We start from the raw sequence: 24,625 nt of genomic DNA, 5'->3' as shown, positions 1-24,625 counted from the left end.
CTGCCTGCCCGTCAGCAGGCAGGACACGGGATACGGGATACCAGTTGTTTCTGACGCCCGAGTGACGGCCGGGGCTACTTCCGGCGCTTGTAGAAGGGCAGCGCCACGACCTCGTACGGCTCGTGGCTGCCCCGGATGTCCACGCCCACGCCCGCCGTACCCGGCGCCGAGTGCGTGGCGTCGACGTACGCCATCGCGATCGGCTTCCCGAGCGTGGGGGAGGGGGCGCCCGAGGTGACCTCGCCGATCACCCGGCCGCCGGCGACGACCGCGTACCCGGCGCGCGGGACGCGGCGACCCTCGGCGACCAGGCCGACGAGTACCCGCGGCGGCTCGTACGAAGCGCGCTCGGCGGCCTCGCGCAGGGCCGCGCGGCCCACGAAGTCGCCCGCCTTCTCGAACTTGACGACCCGGCCGAGGCCGGCGTCGAAGGGGGTGAGGGAGGTGGTCAGCTCGTGCCCGTACAGCGGCATGCCCGCCTCAAGGCGCAGGGTGTCCCGGCAGGACAGTCCGCAGGGGACAAGCCCGACGGGCGTGCCCGCATCGGTCAGCGCCTGCCACACCTTCTCTGCGTCACCCGGCGCCACGAACAGCTCGAAGCCGTCCTCGCCGGTGTATCCGGTGCGCGCGATCAGGGCGGGGACGCCGGCGACCGTGCCGGGCAGACCCGCGTAGTACTTCAGGCTGTCGAGATCGGCGTCGGTGAGTGCGGCGAGGATGCCCGGAGCCTCGGGGCCCTGGACGGCGATCAGCGCGTAGGCGTCCCGGTCGTCGCGGACCAGCGCGTCGAAGCCCTCGGCGCGCTCCAGCAGGGCGTCCAGCACCACCTGCGCGTTTCCGGCGTTGGCCACGACCAGGTACTCGGTCTCGGCCAGGCGGTAGACGATCAGGTCGTCGAGGATGCCGCCGTCGGCCCGGCAGATCATGGTGTAGCGGGCACGGCCCACGGCGACGGACCCGATGTTGCCGACGAGGGCGTGGTCGAGCAGGGCGGCGGCCTGCGCCCCTGTCACGGTGATCTCGCCCATGTGGGAGAGGTCGAAGAGGCCGGCCTTCGTGCGCACGGCCAGATGCTCGTCGCGCTCGGAGCCGTACCGCAGAGGCATGTCCCAGCCGGCGAAGTCGGTCATGGTGGCGCCGAGCGAACGATGCAGGGCATCGAGGGCGGTCGTACGCGGAAGTGGGCTACTGCTCATCGGTGGTGCTCCCAGGGCATGACGGCGAGGTCGTTCCTCCCCATCTGTCATCGGAACCTGAGAGGTTCGTCGTGACCGGAAGCGTGAAAACGCAGGTCACAGACTTGCACCTTGGGTGGAGCCACTGGTCGTGACGACCTGCGGCCCGCTTTTCAGATGTGCCTCGCCCGCGCGGTAACGGGGCCTGAGAGATTCAAGGGAGGGACTTGCTCCTTCGGCGCCCGGGTACCCATAGGTGCCCGGAACTCTCCCGCGCGGATTCAAGCGGCCGGTATGCAGTTGGCGGGCACATCATCGCACGCATTCCTTCGGCACGGCAGGGGGACCCTTCACAGAGGGGACACAGGCGCGTCCCGGATGCGCATACCGGCCTGTAGCAGGCCTGTTGCAGTAAGCGGACCCAATCGGGAGCCACCGCGTATTACCTTCTCTTTACACTCGACGGGGACGGTACTTCCCGACCCCATGGGAGGACGATCACGGTGAACAGGACCACGGCGTACGCGACGACCTCGGCCCTCGCGCTGACCGACGCGCTGCCCAAGCAGCCGGCCGCCCCTGCCCGGGAGGAGTTCGCCTCGCGCCCGGAACCCGTGATCCGTGACCTGCGGGAGCGCTCGGGCCACAGCCCGCACGGCCTCACCTTCGGCGCCCGCGACCTCGTCGTGGTCACCGGCCTGCCCGGCAGCGGCAAGTCCACGCTGATGCGCCGGGCGGTGCGCGCCACCGGCATCGACTCCCAGAACACCCGCGACCGCTGGGACGCCCGTACGCCCTCCTTCCTGCCCTACGCCGTCTACCGCCCTCTCGTCCGCCTCGCCCACTACGCCGGACTGCGCCGCGCCCTGCGCTCCGGCACCGGAGTCGTCGTGCACGACTGCGGTACGCAGGCCTGGGTGCGCGGCTGGCTGGTCCGCGAGGCCCGCCGCCGGGGCGGCACCCTGCATCTGCTCCTCCTCGACGTCACCCCGGACGAGGCCCTGGAGGGCCAGCGCGAACGCGGCCGGGGCGTCTCGCGGTACGCGTTCCTGCGCCACCGCCAGGCCGCCTCGCGGCTGCTGCGCTCGGTGGAGAAGGGGAATCTGCCGGAGGGCTGCGGCTCGGCGGTGCTGATCGACCGGGACGCGGCGGACATCCTGCGCAGGATCGACTTCGCGGACTGACCGCCGTGGTCGCCGGGGCCGGTTAGGGTTTTGCCCATTAAGGGACTCCCATCCAGGGACTCAGGGCAGCGGTTCACAGCAGGCGGTAGGCAGATGGACATGCCGGCGGACTTCCCCCCGGACTTTCCCGGGGGTTTCCCGGCGCAGGCACACCCGCACTCGCACGGCGGATGGCCCGGCAACGAGCTGGAGGAGGTGCTCTCGGCATCCCTCGGCGTCCCCGGCGCGGGCGCCCGCATCGTCGAGGTCCTCGGCCGAAGCTTCGTCTGGGTCCCCCTCCCGTCCGGCGGCGGCCCCTACACCGGCCCCCTCGACCTGCCCATGATGGACATCCAGGGCCAGGCGTACGTGCCGGTCTTCAGCTCGGAGGAACAGTTCCGGCAGGTCGTCGGCGGTCATGTGTCGTACACCGTGGCCCCCGCCGTCGAGTTCGCCCGGGGCCTGCCTCCCCAGGTCGGCATCGCCGTGAACCCGGACGGGACGGTCGGCGTCCCGCTGCCCCCGCAGGCCGTGGCCCAGCTCTGCCGCTCCGGCCGCACCATCCTCGACGGCGCCGGCGCCGGCGGCGGACGCGTCCGCCTCTACGAGCCCAACTGGCAGGAGGACCCGGTCGACTTCCTCACCGCCGCGGCGACGGAGTTCGCGGGCACGGGCGTGGTCCGGACGGCCCGCCGCTGCCTGGCGGCGATCGAGACGGCCGCCCCCGTCATGTTCGTCGGCGTCGAACTCTCCCCCTGGGACCCGCTGGCCCGCACCATCCCGATGGACGCCCTGGCCAGAGCGCTGGGCCGCACGCCCTCCCCCTGGCCGGTGAACCTGGTCTTCCTGGACATAGCCCAGGACCCGGTGACGGACTGGCTGCGGGAGAAGGTGCGTCCCTTCTATCAACACGGGTACTGAAAGCGCTCCCAAAGGGGCGCGGCGCTGTGACATGTTGTGGCTGCGCCACGGGGGCGCGACCGGCCACAATGGGCCAGCCGCCCAAACACGGCAGGTCCGGCCGCCGGGCGGCCTTCTCCCGGAGCGTCTCTGTCAGTGGCGCTGCTTAAACTGGAACGCACAACTCGGTCAGGGTTACGAAGGGTCGGTAATGGTGAGCGCGTCGGGCACGGCCGCGGCCGGTCAGGTCGAGCACATGCTGCGCCAGGTGACGCCCGGGCGTTACGACGCCTACGAGGCGCTCCTGCGCGCCCTCGCGACCCCCTCCTCCGGCCAGATCTGGATGCTGCTCTGGCACGGCCAGGCCGGCTCCCCCGACGCGCAGTACGGAAACATGCAGGTCGACGGGTACGGCTACGCGCCCTGTGTGACCTCCGCGCAGGAGCTGTCGGTCAGTGGCTGGAACAGGTCGTACGAGGTGGTCGACGGCCTCGACGTGGCCCGCACCCTCTACCCGGACCAGTACGGCCTCTGGCTCAACCCGCACTCCCCGGGCGGCGGCGTCGGCATCCCCTGGCTCGACCTGCGCCGGATCGCGGCGGGCCTGGAGCGCCAGCCCGCCGGCCCCCTGCGGCTGGCCGAACCCGGCATCGAGATCCCGCAGTTCTACGCCCTCCTCTCGCAGAACGCCCACCGCACCCCGGCGGTCCGCTCCCTGCGCCGCGCCTGGGTGCAGCCGGCGCTCGGCGCGCCGTATCTGGCCATCGGGCTGGACGTGTACGACACCTCGCCGCCCGCCGTGGACTCGGTGCGCGCGATGATGCAGCAGTCGATAGGGGCGGTTCCCGACGGACTGCCGGTGTCGACGGTCGCGATGTCGGACGAGCAGGACCCGGTCGTGATGTGGCTGCGCGCGAACGCCCGGCCGTTCTACGACCGGGAGGCCCACGCGATCGCCGCCCCGCCCCAAGCCCCGCAGTCCCCGGCCGGCGGATACGGGTATCCGCCCGCGCGGGGTCGTTACTGAGCGGAGCTTCACACGTACGGCCGAATTCACGCGCCACGGTCTTCGCGCGTAGATAGCGACGGATAGTCGCGATAGAGTCCAGATGTCCTTTCTGTACCAACTGCCCCGCGTCCGAGGGTCGTTACCCACTGTTCGGATAACGGAATCCACAGGACCGCATCACGGTTGCGCATACTTTCGCCGACAGACCTTTCACGTGATCGCCGAATCACTGAAGACTCGCCTGTCAGACGATGGGGTCATCGATCCTGCGGTCGGCGGCGCATGGCTAAGTCGACTAATCAGCACGGATCGTCAGCAGTAATGAACAGCCGGTTAACCGGGTCGCATCATCTGCGGCCCTGCCCGGCGAGCAAGTGAATCAAGCCGCAGACAGCGGCAGGCGTAGGCCGGTCACCACCGGCGAGAGGGGTCGGGTCCTGTGACCGCACCGATCGAGACCACCGCAGCGGCAGCCGAGGTACAGCCGGAGGCTGTGCTCGCCGGCGCCGGTAAGGGGCAGATCGAGGGCCGTTCCCTGGGGCAGATCGCCTGGTCCCGGTTCAAGAGGGACAAGGTGGCGGTCGCCGGCGGAGTCATCGTCATCCTGCTGGTCCTGGTCGCGGTCCTCTCCCGGCCCATCCAGGCGCTGTTCGGCCTCGACCCCAACGCCTTCAACCAGGATCTGATCGACCCCAACACCTCCCTCCCCAAGGGCGGCTTCGGCGGCATGAGCTGGGACCACCCGCTCGGTGTCGAACCGAAGTTCGGGCGCGACATCGCCACCCGCATCCTGGAGGGTTCCTGGGTCTCGCTGGTCGTCGCCTTCGGCGCCACGGTCCTGTCCAACGTGATCGGCACGATCCTCGGTGTGATCGCCGGCTACTACGGCGGCCGGGTCGACACGATCATCAGCCGGCTGATGGACACCTTCCTCGCCTTCCCCCTCCTGCTGTTCGCCATCGCCATCTCCGCCACGCTGCAGGGCGGCGCGTTCGGTCTGGAAGGGCTCCCGCTCCACATCAGCGTGCTGATCTTCGTCATCGGCTTCTTCAACTGGCCCTACCTGGGACGCATCGTCCGCGGCCAGACGCTGGCCCTGCGTGAGCGCGAGTTCGTGGACGCCTCCCGGGGAATGGGCGCCAGGGGGCCGTACATCCTCTTCCGGGAGCTGCTGCCGAACCTGGTCGGCCCGATCATCGTCTACTCGACGCTGCTCATCCCGACCAACATCCTCTTCGAGGCGTCCCTGAGCTTCCTCGGCGTCGGTATCCAGCCCCCGCAGGCTTCCTGGGGCGGCATGCTCAACCAGGCCGTCGACTTCTACCAGGTCGACCCGCAGTACATGATCGTGCCCGGCCTCGCCATCTTCGTGACCGTCCTGGCGTTCAACCTGCTCGGCGACGGTCTCCGGGACGCACTCGACCCGCGCAGCCGCTGATGCGGCCGCAACGGGAGTTCAGCAAGTTTCCACTAATGGAGGAGAAGCAGACCATCATGCGAAGGTCAGCGCTGGCCGCGGTTGCGGCGATCGGATCTGCGAGCCTGTTGCTCGCGGGCTGCAGTAAAGCCGATGACGGAAAGACGGACGACGGTACCAAGGCGGCTGGGGCCAACGCGGCGACCAAGGGCGTCGTCAACGCTTCCACCCAGAAGGGGGGCACGGTCACGTACGAGTACTCGGACGTCCCGGACTCCTTCGACCCCGGCAACACGTACTACGGGTACATGTTCAACTTCAGCCGGCTGTACGCCCGCCCGCTGATGACCTTCAAGCCCGGTCCTGGTGACAAGGGCAACGAGCTGGTCCCGGACCTCGCCGAGAGCGCCGGTGTGCCGAGTGACGGCGGCAAGACCTGGACGTACAAGCTCCGTTCGGGGCTGAAGTACCAGGACGGCACCGCGATCACCTCGAAGGACGTCAAGTACGCCGTCGAGCGCTCCAACTTCGCGCGTGACGTGCTCTCCCTCGGCCCGAACTACTTCCAGCAGTTCCTCGACGGCGGCGACAAGTACAAGGGTCCGTACAAGGACAAGAGCGCCGGCGGCCTCGCGTCCATCCAGACGCCGGACGACACCACGGTCGTCTTCAAGCTCAACCGCGCCTTCCAGGAGTTCGACTACCTGGCCGCGCAGCCTCAGACGGCGCCGGTGCCCCAGTCCAAGGACAAGGGCATCGACTACGTCAAGAGCATCGTGTCCTCGGGCTCGTACAAGTTCCAGAGCTACGACGAGGGCAAGCAGGCCGTCCTCGTCCGCAACGAGAACTGGGACGCCGCGACCGACCCGCTGCGCAAGCAGTACCCGGACAAGATCGTGGTCAACCTGAAGGTCAACGCGGAGACCATCGACCAGGACGTCCAGGCCGGTAACGCGATCGACCTGGGTGGTACGGGTGTCCAGGCCGCGACCCAGGCCGACGTCGTCAACAACGCCGACAAGAAGGCCAGCACCGACAACACCTTCGGTGGCCGTCTCGTCTACATGGCGATCAACACCAAGCTGAAGCCGTTCGACAACGTCGAGTGCCGCAAGGCCGTGCAGTACGCGATCGACAAGGTCTCGGTGCAGACCGCCGAGGGCGGCCCGATCCGTGGTGAGATCGCCACGACCGTCCTCCCGCCGGACATCCCCGGTTACGCGAAGGCGGACGTCTACGCCACCGACGGCAACAAGGGTGACGTGACCAAGGCCAAGGCGGCCCTCAAGGCCTGTGGCCAGACCACGATCAACACCAGCATCACCGCGCGCAGCGACCGTCCGGCGGAGATCGACGCGGCCACCGCGATCATCAACTCGCTCAAGGCCGCCGGCATCAACGCCAGCCTGAAGCAGTTCCCGTCGGGCAAGTACTTCACCGACTACGCGGGTGTCCCGAAGTGGGACGCGGAGAACAACGTCGGTCTGATGATGATGCAGTGGGGTGCCGACTGGCCGTCCGGCTACGGCTTCCTCCAGCAGATCCTGCACGGCGACGCCATCGGCGCCTCGGGCAACACCAACCTCTCGCAGTTCGACGACAAGAGCGTCAACGAGCTGCTGGGCAAGGCGATCGGCACCGAGGACAAGGCCGCGCGTGACGCCATGTACACCGAGGTCGACGCGAAGACGATGGACGCGGCTGCCCTCGTCCCGCTGACGTACTTCAAGGTCCTGCTGTACCGCCCGGACAACTTCACCAACCTGGTCTCCACGGCGGCCTTCAGCGGTCAGTACGACTACCTCAACATCGGCACCACGAAGAAGTAGCAGCCCCGGAAGGCAGGTGAAGGCATTGGTGCCCGCGGGCTTCGCAGCCCGCGGGCACCAGGCCGATCCCCGTGATCTCGTACATCCTCCGTCGGACGTTCGCGGCAGTGATCCTGCTGCTCGTCGTCACCGCGGTGACCTTCGCCATCTTCTTCCTGCTGCCACGGCTCGCCGGCCAGACCGCCGACCAGCTGGCCCAGCAGTACATCGGGAAGAGCCCGTCGGCGGCGGACATCGCTGCGGTCAAGCGCAACCTCGGTCTGGACGACCCCCTTTATCTCCAGTACTGGCACTTCATCAAGGGGATCGTGTCCGGTGCCACCTATGACCTGGGGCCCACGACGGCGCAGTGCAACGCGCCGTGCTTCGGCTACTCCTTCAAGACCCACGTCGAGGTCTGGCCGCAGCTCACCTCCCGCCTTCCGGTGACGATCTCGCTCGCCGCCGGCGCTGCCGTGATGTGGCTGGTGGCCGGTGTGTCGATCGGTGTCGTCTCCGCCCTGAAGCCGGGATCGTTCTTCGACCGGTCCTTCATGGGCGTCGCCCTCGCCGGTGTCTCGCTGCCCATGTTCTTCACGGGCAACCTGGCACTGCTGCTCTTCACCTACCAGTGGCCGATCTTCGGCCGCACCTATGTGCCGTTCACCGAGAACCCGGCACAGTGGGCCAACACGCTGTTCCCGGCGTGGTGTTCGCTCGCCCTTCTCTACTCCGCCATCTACGCGCGGCTCACTCGCTCGGGGATGCTGGAGACGATGAACGAGGACTTCATCCGTACGGCCCGCGCCAAGGGCCTGCGGGAGCGCAAGGTCGTCGTCCGGCACGGTCTGCGGGCCGCGCTGACCCCGATCATCACCGTGTTCGGCATGGACCTCGGTCTGTTGCTCGGCGGCGCGCTGATCACCGAGACGGTGTTCTCGCTGCACGGTGTCGGTGAGTACGCGGTGAAGGCGATCCAGGACAATGACCTGCCGCCGATCCTCGGCGTCACCCTGCTCGCCGCTCTCTTCGTCGTGATCGCAAATCTTCTGGTGGACCTGCTCTACGCAGCCGCCGACCCGCGGGTGAGGCTCTCGTGACCGAACTGACTCCTTTGCCCGCGAACGGCACGGCGGTGGGCGAACCCTCGCCCTCGAACGCGCCCACTGCCTTCCTCGAGGTCCGCGACCTCAAGGTCCACTTCCCGACCGACGACGGCCTGGTCAAGTCCGTCGACGGACTCAGCTTCCAGCTGGAGAAGGGCAAGACCCTCTCCATCGTGGGCGAGTCCGGCTCCGGCAAGTCCGTCACCTCGCTGGCCATCATGGGCCTGCACCGGCTCGGCGCACGCGGCAAGAACGTGCAGATGTCCGGGGAGATCTGGCTCGACGGCAAGGAACTGGTCGGCGCCGCCCCGGACGAGGTGCGCAAGCTGCGGGGCCGCGAGATGGCGATGATCTTCCAGGATCCCCTGTCCGCGATGCACCCGTACTACACGATCGGCAACCAGATCGTGGAGGCGTACCGCGTCCACCACGACGTCAGCAAGAAGGTGGCCCGCACCCGGGCGATCGAGATGCTCGACCGGGTCGGCATCCCCGAGCCCGGCAAGCGCGTGGACGGATATCCGCACGAGTTCTCCGGCGGTATGCGCCAGCGCGCGATGATCGCGATGGCGCTGGTCAACAACCCCGAACTGCTCATCGCGGACGAGCCGACCACCGCCCTCGACGTGACTGTCCAGGCGCAGATCCTCGACCTGATCCGGGACCTGCAGAAGGAGTTCGGCTCCGCGGTCGTCCTCATCACGCACGACCTCGGTGTGGTCGCCGAGATCGCCGACGAGGTCCTGGTGATGTACGGCGGCCGGTGCGTGGAGCGCGGTCCGGTCGACGAGATCTTCGAGCAGCCGCAGCACCCGTACACCTGGGGTCTGCTCGGTTCCATGCCCCGCATCGACCGGGAGACCTCCGAGCGGCTCATCCCCGTCAAGGGTCAGCCGCCGAGCCTCATCAACGTTCCCTCGGGCTGCGCCTTCCATCCGCGCTGCCCGTACGCGGACATCCCCAAGGGCGACGTCACCCGTACCGTGCGCCCGGAGCTCCAGCAGGTCGTCGGCGGGCACTTCTCCGCCTGCCACCTCTCGCCGGAGGACCGTACGCGGATCTGGACCGAAGAGATTGCGCCGAAGCTGTGAGCGAGACGAAGAAACCTGAGGCGGCGACCGCTGCGGCGGCTTCCGACGAGCGTGAGGTACTGCTCAAGGTCGAGGGCCTGGTCAAGCACTTCCCCATCAAGAAGGGGATCCTGCAGCGCCAGGTCGCCGCGGTGAAGGCCGTCGACGGCATCGACTTCGAGGTGCGCAAGGGCGAGACCCTCGGCGTGGTCGGTGAGTCGGGCTGCGGCAAGTCGACCATGGGCCGGGTCATCACCCGTCTCCAGGAGCCGACCGCCGGCTCGATCCATTTCGAGGGCCAGGACATCACACGGCTGAACTCGGCCGGGATGCGTCCGCTGCGGCGGGACATCCAGATGATCTTCCAGGACCCGTACGGCTCCCTGAACCCGCGTCACACCATCGGCTCGATCGTCTCGGCGCCCTTCCGGCTCCAGGGTGTCGCGCCGGAGGGCGGGGTGAAGAAGGAGGTCCAGCGCCTCCTGGAGCTGGTGGGCCTCAGCCCCGAGCACTTCAACCGCTATCCGCACGAGTTCTCCGGCGGCCAGCGCCAGCGCATCGGCATCGCCCGCGCGCTCGCCCTGAAGCCGAAGCTGGTCGTGGCGGACGAGCCGGTGTCCGCGCTGGACGTGTCGATCCAGGCGCAGGTCGTGAACCTGATGGACGACCTCCAGAAGGAACTCGGCCTGACCTACGTGATCATCGCGCACGACCTGTCCGTCGTACGCCATGTCTCGGACCGGATCGCCGTGATGTACCTCGGCAAGATCGTCGAACTCGCCGACCGGTCCTCCCTGTACGAGGCGCCGATGCACCCGTACACCAAGGCCCTGATGTCGGCGGTGCCGGTACCGGACCCCAAGCGCCGGGGCGCCAAGAGCGAGCGCATCCTGCTCAAGGGCGATGTTCCGTCGCCGATCGCACCGCCGAGCGGCTGCCGCTTCCACACCCGGTGCTGGAAGGCGACGGAGATCTGCAGGACGACCGAGCCGCCGCTCCTGGAGCTGAAGCCCGGCCAGCAGGTCGCCTGCCACCACCCCGAGAACGCGGCGGACCAGGCCCCACAGGACACCGAACTGCTGACGGCGGCCCGCGAGGCGGTGGTGCTGGTACCGGACTCGGTGGCAGCGAAGCCGACAGCGAAGTCGACAGAGAAGCCGGTGGAGCAGCCCTTGGCGAAGCAGGCGGAGACGCCGGTTGCCGAGGCCCCCGCCGACACCGCTCCGAGTGATCCTCAGGAGTCAACTGACAAGTAGGCATGACGAGTTGGCAAAGGCATGCACATGCCTGAACGGGAGAGCGCAGAGTCGTACGTGTCCGTCTTATTTGACTGGTACACGCTCGAAAGGGACGACTCATGGCACTCTCCCGTTCGGCACGTCTAGGGGCCGTCGCCACCGCGGCGGCCTCTTTCCTTGTCATCGCCGCTTCCTCCGCCCCGGCCCCCGGTGCCGACGGCATCGGTGACTCCTATTTCCCGCAGCTCGGCAACGGCGGCTTCGATGCCCGCCACTACGCCCTCGACCTCGCGTACAACCCGGACACCGACCGTCTCGACGGCCGTACGACCATCACCGCCCGCGCCACCCAGAACCTCTCCTCCTTCGATCTGGACCTCCAGAAGCTGGAGGTCACCCGGGTCGAAGTGAACGGCAGACGCGCCAAGTTCACGCGTGAGGGCGACGAGATCCGCATCACGCCCCGCGGGCACCTGTCCAAGGGGCGGGACTTCAGGGTCGCTGTCACCTACGGCGGGGTGCCCGAACCGCTGGGCGGGCCCATCGTCTTCGGCTCCAGCTACGGGTGGATGAAGACAGGCGACGGCGTCTTCGTCGCCTGCGAGCCCAACGCCGCCTCCACCTGGTTCCCGTCCAGCGACCACCCTTCCGACAAGGCCGCCTTCGACATCCGGATCAAGGCGCCGAAGGGGCTGACCGCCGTCTCCAACGGCCGGCTGGTCTCGACGTACGACAAGGGCGGCTCGACGTACACCCACTGGCGCGAGAAGAAGCAGATGGCGACCTACCTCGCCACCGCGACCATCGGGAAGTTCGACGTGAAGACGGGTGTCACACCCGGCGGGACGCCGATCTACGTGGCCATCGACCCGGTGCTCGCGGGCAGCAACAGCGTCGACGTGTACGCGGTGACGGCCGAGGCCACCGACTACTGGTCGAAGGTCTTCGGGCCCTATCCGTTCGAGGAGACCGGCGCGATCGTCGACGACATGCCGGCGGCCGGGTTCTCGCTGGAGACGCAGACGAAACCGGTCTACTCGGCCGTGCGCAACGAGACGACCATCGTGCACGAGCTGGCCCACCAGTGGTTCGGCGACTCCGTGTCGACCGAGCGCTGGAAGGACATCTGGCTCAACGAGGGCTTCGCGACCTACGCCCAGTGGCTGTGGGCCGAGTACAAGGGCACCCGCTCGGCGCACGACTCCTTCCTCGCCGGGTACAACGCCCGCCCCGCCACGAGCACCTTCTGGCAGACCGTCGTCGGCGACCCGCAGCGCGACACCATGTTCGCCTCGGCCGTCTACCAGCGCGGCGCGATGACCCTCCAGATGCTCCGCGAACGCATCGGCGACCCCGCCTTCTTCAAGCTCCTGCCCACCTGGACCAGGCTCCACCGGTACGGCAACGCGAACACGGACGACTTCGTCCGGCTCGCGGAGAAGATCAGCGGGAACGAGCTCGACGACCTCTTCCAGACCTGGCTCTTCACGACCGGCAAGCCTGTCATCTGAGCGGTCAGGTCATCTGGCCTTCTGGCCTTGTTTTGTAAGGTGTTCGCCAGGTTCTGAGTAAGAATATGGGGGTGATTCAGCAGCTCTTCAGTCCCTCCGTCCAGCACACCCTGGACCTCGTCGGCATCTTCGTCTTCGCGATCTCCGGCGCCCTGCTCGCCGTCCGGAAGAACTTCGACGTCTTCGGGATCGCCGTACTCGCCGAGGTCACCGCGCTGGGCGGCGGGCTGCTGCGGGATCTGGTCATCGGGGCGGTGCCCCCGGCGGCGTTCACGGATCTCGGGTACTTCCTGACGCCGCTGCTCGCCGCCGCGCTCGTCTTCTTCCTCCACCCGGAGGTGGAGCGCATCCAGGCGGGCGTGAACGTGTTCGACGCGGCAGGGCTCGGGCTGTTCTGTGTCACGGGCACCGTGAAGGCGTACGACCACGGTCTCGGCCTCACCGCCTCCGCCGCCCTCGGTCTCGCGACCGCCGTGGGCGGCGGAGTGCTGCGTGACGTGCTCGCCAACGAGGTTCCCTCGCTGCTGCGCTGGGACCGTGACCTGTACGCGGTCCCGGCGATCGTCGGCTCAGCGCTGGTCGTCCTCTGCATCCGCTACGACGTGCTCAACTCGTTCACCAGCGGGTTCGCGGTCGTCACGGCTTTCGTACTGCGGTTGCTCGCGATGCGGTTCCACTGGCGAGCTCCGCGCGCGTGGCACCGGCGGTCGACGGCTCGTGACGAGGAGCCCGCCGGGTAGAGCCGGTCGCGGAGCCGCCGTCGGTCTTCCGGTCGCCCGCGTCGAACCGCTGGGTCAGCCAGCGGAACACCGTGGTGATCTGGGGCCGCCACAGCGCCATGTTGTGCCCGCCGTCGCTGCGCGGCAGATACACCACGTCCACCGTGGTCGGCGCCTTCGCCACCTTCTGCAGGGCCAGACCGGCCTCGTAGCCGTCGCCCGACTCGCCGGAGAAGTAGAGCGCGATCGCGGGCGGGACGCGGTCGTGCCTGAGGATCAGGTACGGGTTGTTCGCGGCCCTCAGCTGTGGGGTCCGGGCGGCCAGCGAGAGGGACTCCCCGGCCGGGTCGTTGTAGCCGGACATGGACACCGCGGCCCGGTAGCGGTCGGGGTGCGCGACGGCGAGCTTGGCCGCGCAGTGCGCTCCGGCCGAGTACCCGGCGACGGCCCAGCCGCCCGGCCCGCTCTCGGCGCGGAAGTTGTCCGTGACCATCTTCGGTACGTCGACACTGAGCCAGCTGTCCGCGTTGACCCTGCCTGGAATGTTGGCGCATCCGGTGTCCGCGTCGGCGATGAGGGTCGTGCGCGGTGACACCAGGATGAAGGGCGTGATCTGGCCGCTCCTCATCAGCGGCAGCAGTTGCTGGGGCGCGTGCAGCGAGCCGAACCAGGCCTTCGCCGAGCCCGGGTAGCCCGGCAGCAGCTCGACGACCGGGAACCTGCGGTGCCGGTAGGCGGCCTCGTGGTACTGCGGGGGCAGCCAGACGTAGACCTCGGCGTCGACGCCCGAGACCTGGCCCTTGAGGTCGGTGACGTCGACGCCGCCGGCCGCGTGCATGCCCGGCCCGTCGGCCTCGCGGAACCTCTGCTTCACCTTCGGCAGCTCACGCAGCGAGATACCGCCGGTGCCGTCGGGACCGAGGGCGGCGGCGGCCTGGACGTGGTCGCCCGTGCCGAGGAGGTCGCCCCAGTTGTCGTACAGGTTGTTGGAGTTGTTCACCAGCAGGAACACCAGGGTGACCGCCGTGGCCTGGGCGAACAGCACCATCAGCAGCCGGGCGGCGCCACGCGCGAGCGCGGGCCCGCGCACCCGGGACCAGAGGGCGAGGGGCAGCAGCACGGCGACGGCGACGAGCGCGATCGTCGTGAGGAGGAACGGCGTACCGGTGAGGCTCATGTCTGGGAGGAGGACGATCCGGCGCGGGAGGTCACGGCTGCGGACGAACCCTTACCCAAGACATTCCGGGCACTTACCAAGCGGCGATTTCGCCCGTCCAGAAATAAGCTACCGCTTAGTATTCTCTTACTGTACCGTTCACCTATGCCAGAAGCAGCTTCCGCGCAGACAGCGCGGGCCATCATCGGCGACAGCGAGTTCGACCGCGACACCGCCGTCATCCGCCGCGCGCCCGGTGTCTACGACATCGAACTCTCCGCAGGCTGGACCGTCCTCGGCGCCGTCAACGGCGGCTATCTGCTGGCGGTGCTGGGCCGCGCCCTCGCCGACACCCTCCCGCACGGCGATCCGTTCAGTGTCTCCGCGCACTACCTCACCGCGTCCCGCCCGGGTCCGGCCGTCGTGCGCACGGACGTGGTCCGCGGTGGACGCTCGCTGTCGACCGGCACGGCCTCGCTCTTCCAGTACGACGACCAGGGTCAGGAGGTCGAGCGGATCCGCGTCCTCGCCTCCTACGGCGACCTGGACGCCCTCCCCGACGACGTCCGCACGACCGCCGAGCCGCCCGCGCTGCCGCCCATGGACCAGTGTTTCGGCCCGGAGGACGCTCCCGGCCCGGTCCCCGGCGGCTCCGCCATCACCGACCGGCTGATGCTCAAGCTCGACCCGGCCACCCTCGGCTGGGCGCTCGGCGCGCCCTCCGGCAAGGGGGAGATGCGGTCCTGGTTCGGGCTCGCCGACGGCCGCGACGCCGACCCGCTCGCGCTGCTCCTCGCCGTCGACGCGCTGCCGCCGACCGCGTTCGACATCGGCCTGTCCGGCTGGGTCCCGACGGTGGAACTGACCGTGCACGTGCGCTGCCGGCCCGCCCCGGGTCCGCTGCGGGTGTCGATAACGACCCGCAACCTGGCCGGTGGCTTCCTGGAGGAGGACGCCGAGGTCTGGGACAGCGCGGACCGACTCGTCGCCCAGTCACGGCAGTTGGCGAGCGTACGGCTCGGATGAGGGCGGCGCGGCGGGTTCTGTCACGGACCTGTATCAGCGGGTAGTTGGCTCTTCGGAGAGAAAGACCAGGTCAGGCGCGTTCGTATAGACGCGCTTTACCTGACGCACAGGCAGAGAACAGGGCGTGCTCAAGGAAGCACCAGGTGGCGTTGATTCGATGCCCGCCTCGAAACTCTTTCATCTTCCTGGAGTTGTTTCTCATGAAGCGTGTGCGTCTCGTCCCCGCCGTGGCCCTGCTGGCGCTGTCCCCGCTGCTCGCCGCCTGCGGTTCCGGTGACTCGTCGTCCTCGAACAGCGGCAACTCCGGTACCTCCGGGCAGAGTTGCCAGGCCCCCACCGGTGCTGCCTCGGGTGCGCCCAGCGGCGCCCCGTCAGGTGCGCCGACCGACGGTGCCTCAGGGGCTCCATCGGGTCGGCCGACCGGCGCGGCTCCGTCCGGCGCGCCCTCGGGCATGCCGTCCGGCGGCCCCGGTGGCGGTGGTGGCCAGGGTGGCGGTGGCGGCCAGGGCGGCGGCGGTGGCTGTGGTGGTGGCCCCGGCGGCGGCCAGGGTGGCGGGCAGGGTCAGCAGGCTCAGCAGCAGGGCTGACGACGGGTCCCAGGGGCCTCACGAGTACGGCATGGGCGGCGCGCTCGACGGACGGGCGCGCCGCCCACGTGTGTTCCGGGAGTGTTCCGCCGGGGTCAGGCGAGCCAGTGTCCGCGGCCGATGGCGATCAGGCGCATCCGGCGGGTTGCCAGGTGGGCCACCTGCTCGCGCCGCGCCGCCGGGGCGTCCAGCGTCTCCAGGAACTGGGAGGCCGTCACCAGCATCTGGTCGACGTACAGGCCCGCGAGCATCAGCAGGTCCTCCTCCGTCCAGCCCGCGGACTCGGGTTGTTCGGCGAGCGCGTCCCGCACCTCCTCGGCGAACCGGGCCAGTTGGTCCCGGATGGCCTCGCGGACCGGCAGGACCCCGCCGTGCCGCTCGCGCGCGATGAAGCGGACATGGGCGGGCTGTGCCTGGACATGACCGGCGATCAGTTCGACCGCGCGGACTATGCGGTCCTCGCTGTCGCCGGCCCCGGACACCGTCGTACCGATCATCGGGTGGAGGCTGCCGAGCGCCTCCTCGACGAGGGCGATGCCGAGGTCGGCGGTGGAGCGGAAATGCCGGTAGAAGGCGGTCGGGGCGACGCCCACGGCACGGGTGACCTCACGCAGACCGAGGCTGCTCAGGCTCTGGTCCTCCAACAGGCCGAGCGCCGCGTCCAGGAGCGCCTGGCGGGTCTTCTGCTTCTGGACCTGTCGGATGCCGAGAGTGTGACTCATGCCATGCAGTTAACAACTGTTCTCCGTAATTGAAAAGCCGGGAGACGCGCTAGACTCGGGAGTCAGTGAACAAATGTTACTACAAGCGTTCACTGAACTGTAACGAACGAAAGGGAACTCCTCCCATGTTCTTCCTCGTGGCCGCCCTTCTGCTGCTGGGCATGGTGCTGGGCACCGTCGCCCATCTCCCGTTCTCGTTCACCGTCCTGGCCGCCGCCGGCATCGCCGCCTGGCTCGGCATCTTCGCGCTCCGTGAGCGCCTCGCCCGTCGGAGCTGATCACCATGCAACTCACCGCATCGGCCACCGGCCGCACCGAGCGCACCGCCCCCCGCGACGCCGACGGCATGGCCGTCGCGTCCTTCGTCCTCGGCCTGCTGGGCCTGCTGGTCCTCAACATCTTCCTCGGCCCCGTCGCCATCGCGCTGGCCGTCGTCGCCCTCTGGCGCGGCACCAAGAGGCCCGGCCGGGCCTGGCTCGGCCTCGGTCTCGGCATCGCCGACCTGGTAGTACTGGTCACCCTCATGCAGGTGGACAACACCGTCTCGTGGAGCTTCTGACCGGCGTACGGGCATGTCGGGCATGTCTCGCGCGACCCTGGGGCGGGCCGGAGCGCGCCTGTCGTAGCGCCCCAGGGGCTACGCGCCCCCGGTCCCGTCACCGGGGCGCCGTAGAATCACGGCACCATGGCATACCTCGACCACGCCGCGACCACCCCGATGCTCCCGGAGGCGGTCGAGGCAATGACCGCGCAGCTGGGCGTCACCGGCAACGCCTCCTCACTCCACGCGGCCGGCCGCAGGGCCAGGCGCACGGTCGAGGAGGCCCGGGAGACGCTCGCCGAGTCGCTCGGCGCCCGGCCCAGTGAGGTCGTGTTCACCTCCGGCGGCACCGAGGCCGACAACCTCGCCGTCAAGGGGCTGTACTGGTCCCGGCGGGACGCCGATCCGGCCCGCGTCCGCGTCCTCGCCAGCCCCGTCGAGCACCACGCCGTCCTCGACGCCGTGCACTGGCTCGGCGAGCACGAGGGCGCCGTCGTCGAGTACCTGCCGGTCGACCCGCACGGCCGGGTCCATCCCGACGTCCTGCGCGAGGCCATCGCCCGCGACCCCGGCAGTGTGGCCCTGGCCACCGTGATGTGGGCCAACAACGAGATCGGCACGATCACGCCGGTCCGTGAACTCGCCGACGTGGCAAGTGAGTTCGACGTTCCCCTGCATGCCGACGCCGTGCAGGCCTTCGGTCAGGTGCCCGTCTCCTTCGCCGACTCCGGGCTTGCCGCGATGACCGTCTCCGGCCACAAGATCGGCGGCCCGTACGGCATCGGCGCGCTGTTGCTGGGCCGCGAGTACAGCCCCGTACCCGTGCTGCACGGCGGCGGGCAGGAGCGGCACGTACGCTCCGGGACCCTCGATGTGCCGGCCGTCGCCTCCTTCGCGGTGGCCGGGCGGATCGCCGCCGAGCAGCAGGAGTGGTTCGCGCACGAGATCGGCGCCCTGCGCGACTCCCTGATCGAGGAGGTGCGCAGGGTGGTGCCGGACGCCGTCCTGGGCGGCGACCCGGCCGACCGGCTGCCCGCCAACGCCCACTTCACCTTCCCTGGCTGCGAGGGCGACTCCCTGCTGCTCCTCCTGGACGCCCAGGGCATCGAGTGCTCGACGGGCTCCGCCTGCACGGCCGGTGTCGCCCAGCCCAGCCATGTCCTCCTGGCCACCGGTGTCGCCCCCGACCTGGCCCGCGGCACCCTCCGCTTCTCCTTCGGCCACACCTCCACACAGGCGGACGTGGAGGCGGTCACGAAGGCGATCGGCCCCGTGGTGGAACGGGCGCGGGCGGCCGGGCTGAGTTAGCCGAGGGGCGACTTCGGCGGCGGGTCCGTCAGGCGGCGCCGCCTGGGTGGCCGGGCGGATCGACGGGCTCCCACTGCGGGCCGAAGCCCTGGACGTGGCGCTCGGTGACGGCATACGCGTGGCTGCCGCCGGCACTTCCACCGCCGGCGGCACCCGTCCTTCGCCGGGCCGTCGGCGGGCGTCAGCTGTCCAGCACCATGAGGGCGGCCATCATGCCCTCGTCCTCGTGTTGCAGCAGATGGCAGTGGAGCATGTACATGTACGTGTCGTCGGTGAAGTCGGTGAACTTCATCGCGATCTTGATGGAGCCGCCGCCGACCACCTCGTAGGTGTCGAACCAGCCCAGATCGGTGCCGGTGGGCGCGACTCCGTTGATCTCGATCAGCTGGAACGGCACGTCGTGCAGATGGAAGGAGTGTTCCAGCTGGGTGGAGTTGGTGACCGTCCAGATCTCCTCGGCGTCGAGGGTGGTCGAGATCATCGCCATCGAGGCCATGCTGGTGCCGGCCGAGCCGTTGATGAGCATCGTCGTGCCCCGCTGCCCGAGAGTGATCGTGCGGGCGGTGAAGTCGGTCGTGTCGTAACGGGTGATCGTGTTGAGCGCGCTCGGCAGGTCGGCGGGGGTGTCGGAGGCGTCCGGCGTGACGGTCAGGAAGTCGTACGTGCCGCTGCCGCCGCGCACCCAGCCGGTGGTGACGACGGTCTGCAGGGTCACCGCGTCGCTGAGGTCGAGGACGAACTCGGCGCGGGCGCCCGCCACCAGCCGGATGGAGGTCACCTCGGCGGCCGTGGTCAGGTAGCCCTGGTCGGTGGCGATCTGGGTGAGGGTCCCGCCGTCGCTGCGCTGGACGGTCATGATGTCGGAGGGGGAGGCGTTGAGCACCCGGAATCGTGTACGGGTCTTGGTTGCCGTGAAGCCGAGGGTGGTCGCGTCGACGTTGGTGCCGTTGCACAGCACCGGATAGACCAGGCCGGAGGAGAGGTAACCGGTCAGGTCGTACTTGACGTCACCCGAGGTGCTGGAGGCCAGGCACTGCAGGATCAGTGGGATGTCGTCGACGCCGTACTCGCTGGGCAGCGCGGCCGAGGCATCCGATTCGTCCTCGACGATGATCATCCCGGCCAGGCCGTGGACGACCTGCTCGGCCGTGGTGCCCAGGGCGTGCGGGTGGTACCAGAGGGTCTTGGCCTCGTCCTTGATCTCGAACGTGGGCGACCAGGTCGTGCCGTCGGCGAAGGCGTTCTGCGGGCCGCCGTCCATCTTGGGCGGGATGTGGGCGCCGTGGAAGTGGACGCTGGTGTCGGCGCCCAGGGTGTTGGTGATGTTCAGCAGGACGGTGCTGCCGTTGGTCCACTTCATGGTCGGGCCGAGGTAGGACCCGTTGTAGCCGGCCGTCGTACTGGTGACGCCGCTGACCACCTCGCCCGTCCCGGTCTTCGCGGTCAGGGTGAACGTCGTGGTGCCGTCGGAGGTGGTGCCCTCCAGCAGGTCCGGGATGTTCAGGGTGTTGTCGGCCGCCGCGGCCTTGGAGGTGTTGCCGTCGGTCAGCAGGGCGAAGGTCGCCCCCGCCGCGCCGACCGCCGCCAGCCCCGCCCCGGCCATTCCGCCGAGGAACTTCCGCCGGTGCAGCCCCTTGCTCTTCTTTTCGCTCATGGCAGCGGAGCTTTGGGCTAAGCACTGTGTAAAGACTGGGCCGAACTTTTGAACTCCCGCAAGAACCTGTGGAAACCGGAAGCCTCGATCCGATCCTCAACTCCATGAGAGGGCGGGCGAGTTGCGGGCGAGTCGGTGTCGCGCAGGTCGGGATCGGCGGACGGGACACTTCGGGCGGCCGGCGCTCATCGATCGCTCACGATCTCAGTGACTGTGATATGCGTCACAATGATCTTCAGGTAGCGGTGGTGGAGGCCGCTTCGACGAGCCGCAGGTACTTCTTCCAGTCCCATCCCTTACCGGGGTCCGTGTGGTCCGTGCCCGGTACCTCAACATGCCCGATGATGTGCTCCCGGTCGACGGGTATGCCGTACCGCGCGCAGACCCGGGCCGTCAGCCGCGCCGAGGCGGTGTACATCGCGTCCGTGAAGTCCTCCGGCTTCTCCACGAAGCCCTCGTGCTCGATGCCGACGCTCCGCTCGTTGTACTCCCGGTTGCCCGCGTGGAACGCCACGTCCAGCTCCCGGATCATCTGCGTGACCTGCCCGTTCCTGCGGACTATGTAGTGCGCCGCGGCTCCGTGCCCCGGGTCCTGGAAGACCTTCTCCGCGCTGGCGTAGCTGCCCTGTGTGACATGGATGACCACCCGGTCCACGTCATAGTCGTCGGGCCGGTCCGCCATCCGCCAGTTCGCCGTCGAGGCCGCCACCCAGCGCGCCCCCGCGTAGTCGACCTCGCCCTCCTTGCGCGGCTTCGCCACCCCGGGCACCCGCCACCACATCCGAGCCAGTTCGTCCCGTGCGAGCACGCCTGTGGCGACGGCGGCCACCGCCCCGCCGATGAGCAGGGTGCGCCGCCCGATCCGCCGGTCGCCGTCCCGCGGGGCCTGTGTTTCCCTCATGTGATCGTGAACGGATACTCGCGCGTCCCGGTTCCCGGCGCCCCGTACCCTTGAGGGGTTATGACTCACACCTCGCAGCAGCCCCTCCGCGTACTGGCCGCCATGTCCGGCGGCGTGGACTCCGCCGTAGCCGCCGCCCGCGCGGCGGAAGCCGGCCACGACGTCACAGGCGTCCACCTCGCCCTGTCGGCGAACCCGCAGTCGTTCCGCACGGGCGCCCGTGGCTGTTGCACCATCGAGGACTCCCGCGACGCCCGCCGCGCGGCCGACGTCATCGGCATCCCCTTCTACGTGTGGGACCTCGCCGAGCGCTTCCGCGAGGACGTGGTGGACGACTTCGTCGCCGAGTACGAGGCGGGGCGCACCCCGAACCCGTGCCTGCGCTGCAACGAGAAGATCAAGTTCGCCGCACTCCTCGACAAGGCCCTCGCCCTCGGCTTCGACGCGGTCTGCACCGGCCACTACGCGCAGGTGATCGTCCACGAGGACGGCACGCGCGAGCTGCACCGCGCCTCCGACATGGCCAAGGATCAGTCGTACGTCCTCGGGGTGCTCGACGACCGTCAGCTCGCCCACGCGATGTTCCCCCTCGGCGACACCCTCACCACCAAGGACGAGATCCGCGCGGAGGCCGAGCGGCGGGGCCTCGCGGTCGCCAAGAAGCCCGACTCGCACGACATCTGTTTCATCGCCGACGGCGACACCCAGGGCTTCCTGGCGGGCCGCCTGGGCCGCGCCGAGGGCGACATCGTCGACGAGTCCGGCGCGAAGATCGGCTCGCACGAGGGCGCGTACGGCTTCACCATCGGCCAGCGCAAGGGCCTGCGCATCGGCACCCCGGCCGCCGACGGCAAGCCGCGCTACGTCCTCGACATCTCCCCGGTCGACAACACGGTGACGGTCGGCCCGGCCGCCGCCCTCGACGTCGACGCCCTCACCGCCATCAGGCCCCGCTGGTGCGGAGCCGCCCCCACCGGCCCCGGCACCTACACCGCCCAGCTGCGTGCCCACGGCGGCGAGACCGAGGTGACCGCCGAACTGGTCGACGGCCGCCTGGAGGTCACGTTCACCGAGCCCGTGCGCGGGGTGGCGCCGGGCCAGGCGATCGTCCTGTACGACGGCACCCGCGTCGTCGGTTCGGCGACGATCGCCACGACGAACCGGGCCGCGGCGGTTGTGGGCTGAGCCGTCGTCGGCCCCTGGCCGTTCCACTCATCGTCGGAGCGAAAAGTCGGCGGCGGAGGGCGCGGTTCGTGACGGAACCGGTGGAGCAGGACGACCCGGGAGGTCTACGGGGTCTCGACCTCGTAGAAGCAGAAGTGGTCCTTGATCAGGGCCACTTCCGGCTTCGGCTCGGGGTATCCCCAGACGAGGTCGGCGGCGTCCGGGAGGGACCAGTAGGACGCCGTGCCCTTGAAGGGGCAGTACGTGTGGGTCTCGGAGGGCGTCAGCAGGTCGAGGCGGACGTCGTCCGCGGGGAGGTAGTAGCGCGGGGGACAGCCTGTCTCGTGCAGGACGAGGGCGCGTGTGCTCTCGGCGAGCACCTGGCCGTCGTGGACGGCCCGTACGCGGTCGGCGGTCTGCTCGATGGTGATCGTGTGTCCTTCAGCCATACCTGAAGAGCGTTCGGGGCGCCGGGGTTGTTCCCACCGGGGGAGTGGGAGCGGCTGGAGACCCCGATGATGCGAGCATGGCGGGCATGGCTACTCATGTGATCACCGGGGCGGGTTCGGGCATCGGCGCGGCGGTCGCGAGGCGGCTGCACGCGCGCGGGGACGAACTCGTGCTGCACGCGCGTGACGCGGGCCGCGCGAAGGAGCTGGCGGCACAGTTCCCGGGGGCGAGGACACTCGTGGGCGACCTGGCCGACCCCGACCGGCTGTCCTGGGCGTTCTCCCACCAGACGCTGCCGGACCGGGTGGACTCCCTGCTGCACATCGCGGGCGTGGTCGACCTGGGCCCGGTCGGTGACCTGACGCCCAAGACCTGGCGCCACCAGCTGAACGTCAACCTGATCGCGCCCGCCGAACTGACCCGGCACTTCCTGCCCCAACTCCGGCTCGCCCAGGGCCAGGTGGTCTTCGTCAACTCCGGCGCGGGCCTGAATGCCCATGCCAACTGGTCCGCGTACGCCGCCTCCAAGCACGGCCTCAAGGCCCTGGCGGACTCGTTGCGCCAGGAGGAACACGGGGCGGGGGTGCGGGTGACGACGGTGTATCCGGGGCGGACGGCGAGTCCGATGCAGGCGAAGGTGCACCAGCAGGAGGGCAAGGAGTACGACCCGTCGAAGTGGATCGACCCTGAGTCGGTCGCGACGACGATCCTGCTGACCCTGGACCTGCCCCGGGACGCGGAGATCAACGACGTGACGGTACGCCCGGGCCGCTGACGCCGGGTTCTCGCCCCCGCCGCCCCTACCCGTCCCATCCCTGGGGGCTGCGCCCCCAGACCCCCGCTGTCGGCCCTGAAGGGGCCTCGTCCTCAAACGCCGCACGGGCTGGCAATCCAGCCCCTCCGGCGATTGAGGAGCGGGGGTGCGGAGGCAGTGCCCCGAGGACGGGACGGGGACGGGTAGGGGCGGCGGGGGCGAAGAAACATAGGCTGCCTCACGTGAACGCGAACCCCACCTTCGGCCCCGCCACCGGCATCGGTTCCCTGCCCGGCGGCGACGCCCGGGAAGCCGTCAAGGCGGCCACCGGGACCTTCGACGACTTCCCCTTCCTGCCCGAACTCCCCGCCCGAGGCCCCGGCGCCGACATGATCGGCCGCACCGCCGGAATGCTCGTCGAGATGTACGCGCGCGTGGAGCCCAGCGGCTGGCGCCTCGGCGACCGCCCTGGCCGGGACACCAAGCGGGCCCGCTCCTGGCTCGGCGAGGACCTCGACGCGCTGGAGGAGTTCACGCAGGGGTACGAGGGGCAGGTCAAGGTGCAGGCCGTGGGCCCCTGGACGCTGGCAGCCGCCCTCGAACTCAGGAACGGCGAACTCGCCCTCTCCGACCTCGGCGCCTGCCGCGACCTCGCCGGCTCCCTCGCCGAGGGCATCCGCCTGCACCTCGACGAACTGCGCCGCCGCATCCCCGGTGCCCAACTCGTCCTGCAACTCGACGAACCGTCCCTCATGGCCGTACTGCGCGGCCAGGTGCGGACCGCCAGCGGCTACCGCACCCACCGGATCCCCGACCGCCAGATCGCCGAGGCGACCCTCCGGGAGGTCATCGGCGTGCACGGCGACGGGCCCGTCGTCGTCCATTCCTGCGCGCCGGACGTGCCGTTCGCCTTCCTCCGCAGGGCAGGCGCCGACGCCGTCTCCTTCGACTTCTCGCTCCTCACCGAGCGTGACGACGACGCGATCGGTGAGGCGGTGGAAGGCGGTACGCGGCTCTTCGCCGGTGTCGTGCCAGGCACGGACGGCCCGTTGTCAGACCCTGCCGGTAGCGTCAGTGGTGTCAGAACGCTGTGGCGCAGGCTGGGGCTGCATCCGGGGCTTCTCGCGGAGGCGGTCACGATCACTCCGTCGTGCGGACTCGCGGGCGCTTCCCCGCGGTACGCATGGGAGGCGCTCGCCCACTGCGTCCAGGCGGCGAGATCACTCGCAGACAACCCAGAGTAACG

At 69.5% G+C, this 24,625-nt stretch carries 24 protein-coding genes and 1 riboswitch; of the genes, 18 read left to right on the top strand and 6 right to left on the bottom strand.

What is annotated here, in order from left to right:
- Nucleotides 1-74 precede the first annotated feature (74 nt).
- Nucleotides 75-1,196, bottom strand: coding sequence for a glycine cleavage system aminomethyltransferase GcvT (gene gcvT / locus G3I56_RS30190; protein WP_164414462.1), 1,122 nt, complete (start codon nt 1,194-1,196; stop codon nt 75-77).
- A 162-nt stretch (nt 1,197-1,358) separates the two neighbouring features.
- Nucleotides 1,359-1,459, bottom strand: a riboswitch (glycine riboswitch).
- A 213-nt stretch (nt 1,460-1,672) separates the two neighbouring features.
- Between gcvT and G3I56_RS30185 the strand changes: the two genes are divergently transcribed.
- The 10 genes from G3I56_RS30185 to G3I56_RS30140 all read left to right on the top strand — a co-directional run bounded on the left by G3I56_RS30185 (nt 1,673) and on the right by G3I56_RS30140 (nt 13,137).
- Nucleotides 1,673-2,359: an AAA family ATPase gene (locus G3I56_RS30185; protein WP_164414566.1), complete on the top strand. Its 687-nt coding sequence runs from the start codon at nt 1,673-1,675 to the stop codon at nt 2,357-2,359.
- Nucleotides 2,360-2,452: 93 nt separating this feature from the next.
- Nucleotides 2,453-3,259 carry an enhanced serine sensitivity protein SseB gene (locus G3I56_RS30180; protein WP_164414460.1) on the top strand — a complete coding sequence of 269 codons (807 nt, stop codon included), beginning with the start codon at nt 2,453-2,455 and terminating at the stop codon, nt 3,257-3,259.
- A 193-nt stretch (nt 3,260-3,452) separates the two neighbouring features.
- Nucleotides 3,453-4,265, top strand: a complete 813-nt coding sequence (locus G3I56_RS30175; RefSeq protein ID WP_164414564.1) for an enhanced serine sensitivity protein SseB C-terminal domain-containing protein — start codon at nt 3,453-3,455, stop codon at nt 4,263-4,265.
- Nucleotides 4,266-4,686: 421 nt separating this feature from the next.
- On the top strand, nt 4,687-5,685 hold the full coding sequence (locus G3I56_RS30170; protein ID WP_164414458.1) for an ABC transporter permease: 999 nt from the start codon (nt 4,687-4,689) through the stop codon (nt 5,683-5,685).
- Nucleotides 5,686-5,741: 56 nt separating this feature from the next.
- On the top strand, nt 5,742-7,493 hold the full coding sequence (locus G3I56_RS30165) for an ABC transporter substrate-binding protein (protein ID WP_239135192.1): 1,752 nt from the start codon (nt 5,742-5,744) through the stop codon (nt 7,491-7,493).
- Between the two features lie 71 nt (nt 7,494-7,564).
- Nucleotides 7,565-8,572: an ABC transporter permease gene (locus G3I56_RS30160; protein ID WP_164414454.1), complete on the top strand. Its 1,008-nt coding sequence runs from the start codon at nt 7,565-7,567 to the stop codon at nt 8,570-8,572.
- A 5-nt stretch (nt 8,573-8,577) separates the two neighbouring features.
- The gene (locus G3I56_RS30155) at nt 8,578-9,669 is read left to right on the top strand and encodes an ABC transporter ATP-binding protein (protein ID WP_164414562.1); all 1,092 of its coding nucleotides are present in this window, start codon (nt 8,578-8,580) and stop codon (nt 9,667-9,669) included.
- Nucleotides 9,666-10,904: a dipeptide ABC transporter ATP-binding protein gene (locus tag G3I56_RS30150; RefSeq protein ID WP_164414452.1), complete on the top strand. Its 1,239-nt coding sequence runs from the start codon at nt 9,666-9,668 to the stop codon at nt 10,902-10,904. Before G3I56_RS30155 ends, G3I56_RS30150 begins: the two co-directional genes overlap by 4 nt.
- Before the next feature lie 101 nt (nt 10,905-11,005).
- Nucleotides 11,006-12,397 (top strand): M1 family metallopeptidase, encoded by a 1,392-nt coding sequence (locus G3I56_RS30145; protein ID WP_164414450.1) that lies wholly within the window; start codon nt 11,006-11,008, stop codon nt 12,395-12,397.
- 71 nt (nt 12,398-12,468) lie between these two features.
- A complete protein-coding gene (locus tag G3I56_RS30140) occupies nt 12,469-13,137 on the top strand; it encodes a trimeric intracellular cation channel family protein (RefSeq protein WP_164414448.1) in 669 nt (222 codons plus the stop codon).
- Here the strand turns inward: G3I56_RS30140 and G3I56_RS30135 are convergent.
- Nucleotides 13,034-14,293: an alpha/beta hydrolase-fold protein gene (locus G3I56_RS30135; protein ID WP_164414446.1), complete on the bottom strand. Its 1,260-nt coding sequence runs from the start codon at nt 14,291-14,293 to the stop codon at nt 13,034-13,036. The genes G3I56_RS30140 and G3I56_RS30135 overlap by 104 nt on opposite strands.
- Before the next feature lie 144 nt (nt 14,294-14,437).
- On the opposite strand from G3I56_RS30135, the gene G3I56_RS30130 reads away from it, so the two are divergent.
- Nucleotides 14,438-15,298 (top strand): thioesterase family protein, encoded by an 861-nt coding sequence (locus tag G3I56_RS30130; protein WP_164414444.1) that lies wholly within the window; start codon nt 14,438-14,440, stop codon nt 15,296-15,298.
- A gap of 200 nt (nt 15,299-15,498) precedes the next feature.
- Nucleotides 15,499-15,885, top strand: a complete 387-nt coding sequence (locus G3I56_RS30125) for a hypothetical protein (RefSeq protein WP_164414442.1) — start codon at nt 15,499-15,501, stop codon at nt 15,883-15,885.
- 95 nt (nt 15,886-15,980) lie between these two features.
- On the opposite strand, the gene G3I56_RS30120 is transcribed toward G3I56_RS30125, so the two are convergent.
- Nucleotides 15,981-16,607: a TetR family transcriptional regulator gene (locus G3I56_RS30120; RefSeq protein WP_164414440.1), complete on the bottom strand. Its 627-nt coding sequence runs from the start codon at nt 16,605-16,607 to the stop codon at nt 15,981-15,983.
- 125 nt (nt 16,608-16,732) lie between these two features.
- Here G3I56_RS30120 and G3I56_RS43330 point away from each other — a divergent pair, with 125 nt between their 5' ends.
- The 3 genes from G3I56_RS43330 to G3I56_RS30110 all read left to right on the top strand — a co-directional run bounded on the left by G3I56_RS43330 (nt 16,733) and on the right by G3I56_RS30110 (nt 18,456).
- Complete coding sequence (locus tag G3I56_RS43330) at nt 16,733-16,885, top strand: hypothetical protein (RefSeq protein WP_203690980.1); 153 nt, start codon at nt 16,733-16,735, stop codon at nt 16,883-16,885.
- Nucleotides 16,886-16,890: 5 nt separating this feature from the next.
- The gene (locus tag G3I56_RS30115) at nt 16,891-17,166 is read left to right on the top strand and encodes a DUF4190 domain-containing protein (protein WP_164315573.1); all 276 of its coding nucleotides are present in this window, start codon (nt 16,891-16,893) and stop codon (nt 17,164-17,166) included.
- A gap of 126 nt (nt 17,167-17,292) precedes the next feature.
- The gene (locus tag G3I56_RS30110) at nt 17,293-18,456 is read left to right on the top strand and encodes a cysteine desulfurase family protein (protein ID WP_164414438.1); all 1,164 of its coding nucleotides are present in this window, start codon (nt 17,293-17,295) and stop codon (nt 18,454-18,456) included.
- 181 nt (nt 18,457-18,637) lie between these two features.
- Here the strand turns inward: G3I56_RS30110 and G3I56_RS30105 are convergent, their stop codons facing one another.
- Both G3I56_RS30105 and G3I56_RS30100 read right to left on the bottom strand, forming a co-directional pair.
- Nucleotides 18,638-20,110 carry a multicopper oxidase domain-containing protein gene (locus G3I56_RS30105; RefSeq protein ID WP_164414436.1) on the bottom strand — a complete coding sequence of 491 codons (1,473 nt, stop codon included), beginning with the start codon at nt 20,108-20,110 and terminating at the stop codon, nt 18,638-18,640.
- Nucleotides 20,111-20,345: 235 nt separating this feature from the next.
- Nucleotides 20,346-21,011 carry an N-acetylmuramoyl-L-alanine amidase gene (locus G3I56_RS30100; RefSeq protein WP_164414434.1) on the bottom strand — a complete coding sequence of 222 codons (666 nt, stop codon included), beginning with the start codon at nt 21,009-21,011 and terminating at the stop codon, nt 20,346-20,348.
- A gap of 60 nt (nt 21,012-21,071) precedes the next feature.
- On the opposite strand from G3I56_RS30100, the gene mnmA reads away from it, so the two are divergent.
- A complete protein-coding gene (mnmA, locus tag G3I56_RS30095) occupies nt 21,072-22,196 on the top strand; it encodes a tRNA 2-thiouridine(34) synthase MnmA (RefSeq protein ID WP_164414432.1) in 1,125 nt (374 codons plus the stop codon).
- A gap of 104 nt (nt 22,197-22,300) precedes the next feature.
- Here mnmA and G3I56_RS30090 read toward each other — a convergent pair whose 3' ends face one another.
- Nucleotides 22,301-22,624: a DUF427 domain-containing protein gene (locus G3I56_RS30090; RefSeq protein ID WP_164414430.1), complete on the bottom strand. Its 324-nt coding sequence runs from the start codon at nt 22,622-22,624 to the stop codon at nt 22,301-22,303.
- 77 nt (nt 22,625-22,701) lie between these two features.
- Here G3I56_RS30090 and G3I56_RS30085 point away from each other — a divergent pair, with 77 nt between their 5' ends.
- Both G3I56_RS30085 and G3I56_RS30080 read left to right on the top strand, forming a co-directional pair.
- Complete coding sequence (locus G3I56_RS30085; RefSeq protein ID WP_164414428.1) at nt 22,702-23,400, top strand: SDR family oxidoreductase; 699 nt, start codon at nt 22,702-22,704, stop codon at nt 23,398-23,400.
- Nucleotides 23,401-23,621: 221 nt separating this feature from the next.
- Complete coding sequence (locus tag G3I56_RS30080; RefSeq protein WP_164414426.1) at nt 23,622-24,623, top strand: methionine synthase; 1,002 nt, start codon at nt 23,622-23,624, stop codon at nt 24,621-24,623.
- Nucleotides 24,624-24,625: the final 2 nt, after the last annotated feature.

The sequence above is a fragment of the Streptomyces sp. SID12488 genome, assembly GCF_010548275.1.
GTDB lineage: Bacteria > Actinomycetota > Actinomycetes > Streptomycetales > Streptomycetaceae > Streptomyces.
The sequence above is the reverse complement of the archived record's forward strand: the minus strand, read 5'-3'. Positions and strand labels throughout refer to the sequence as shown.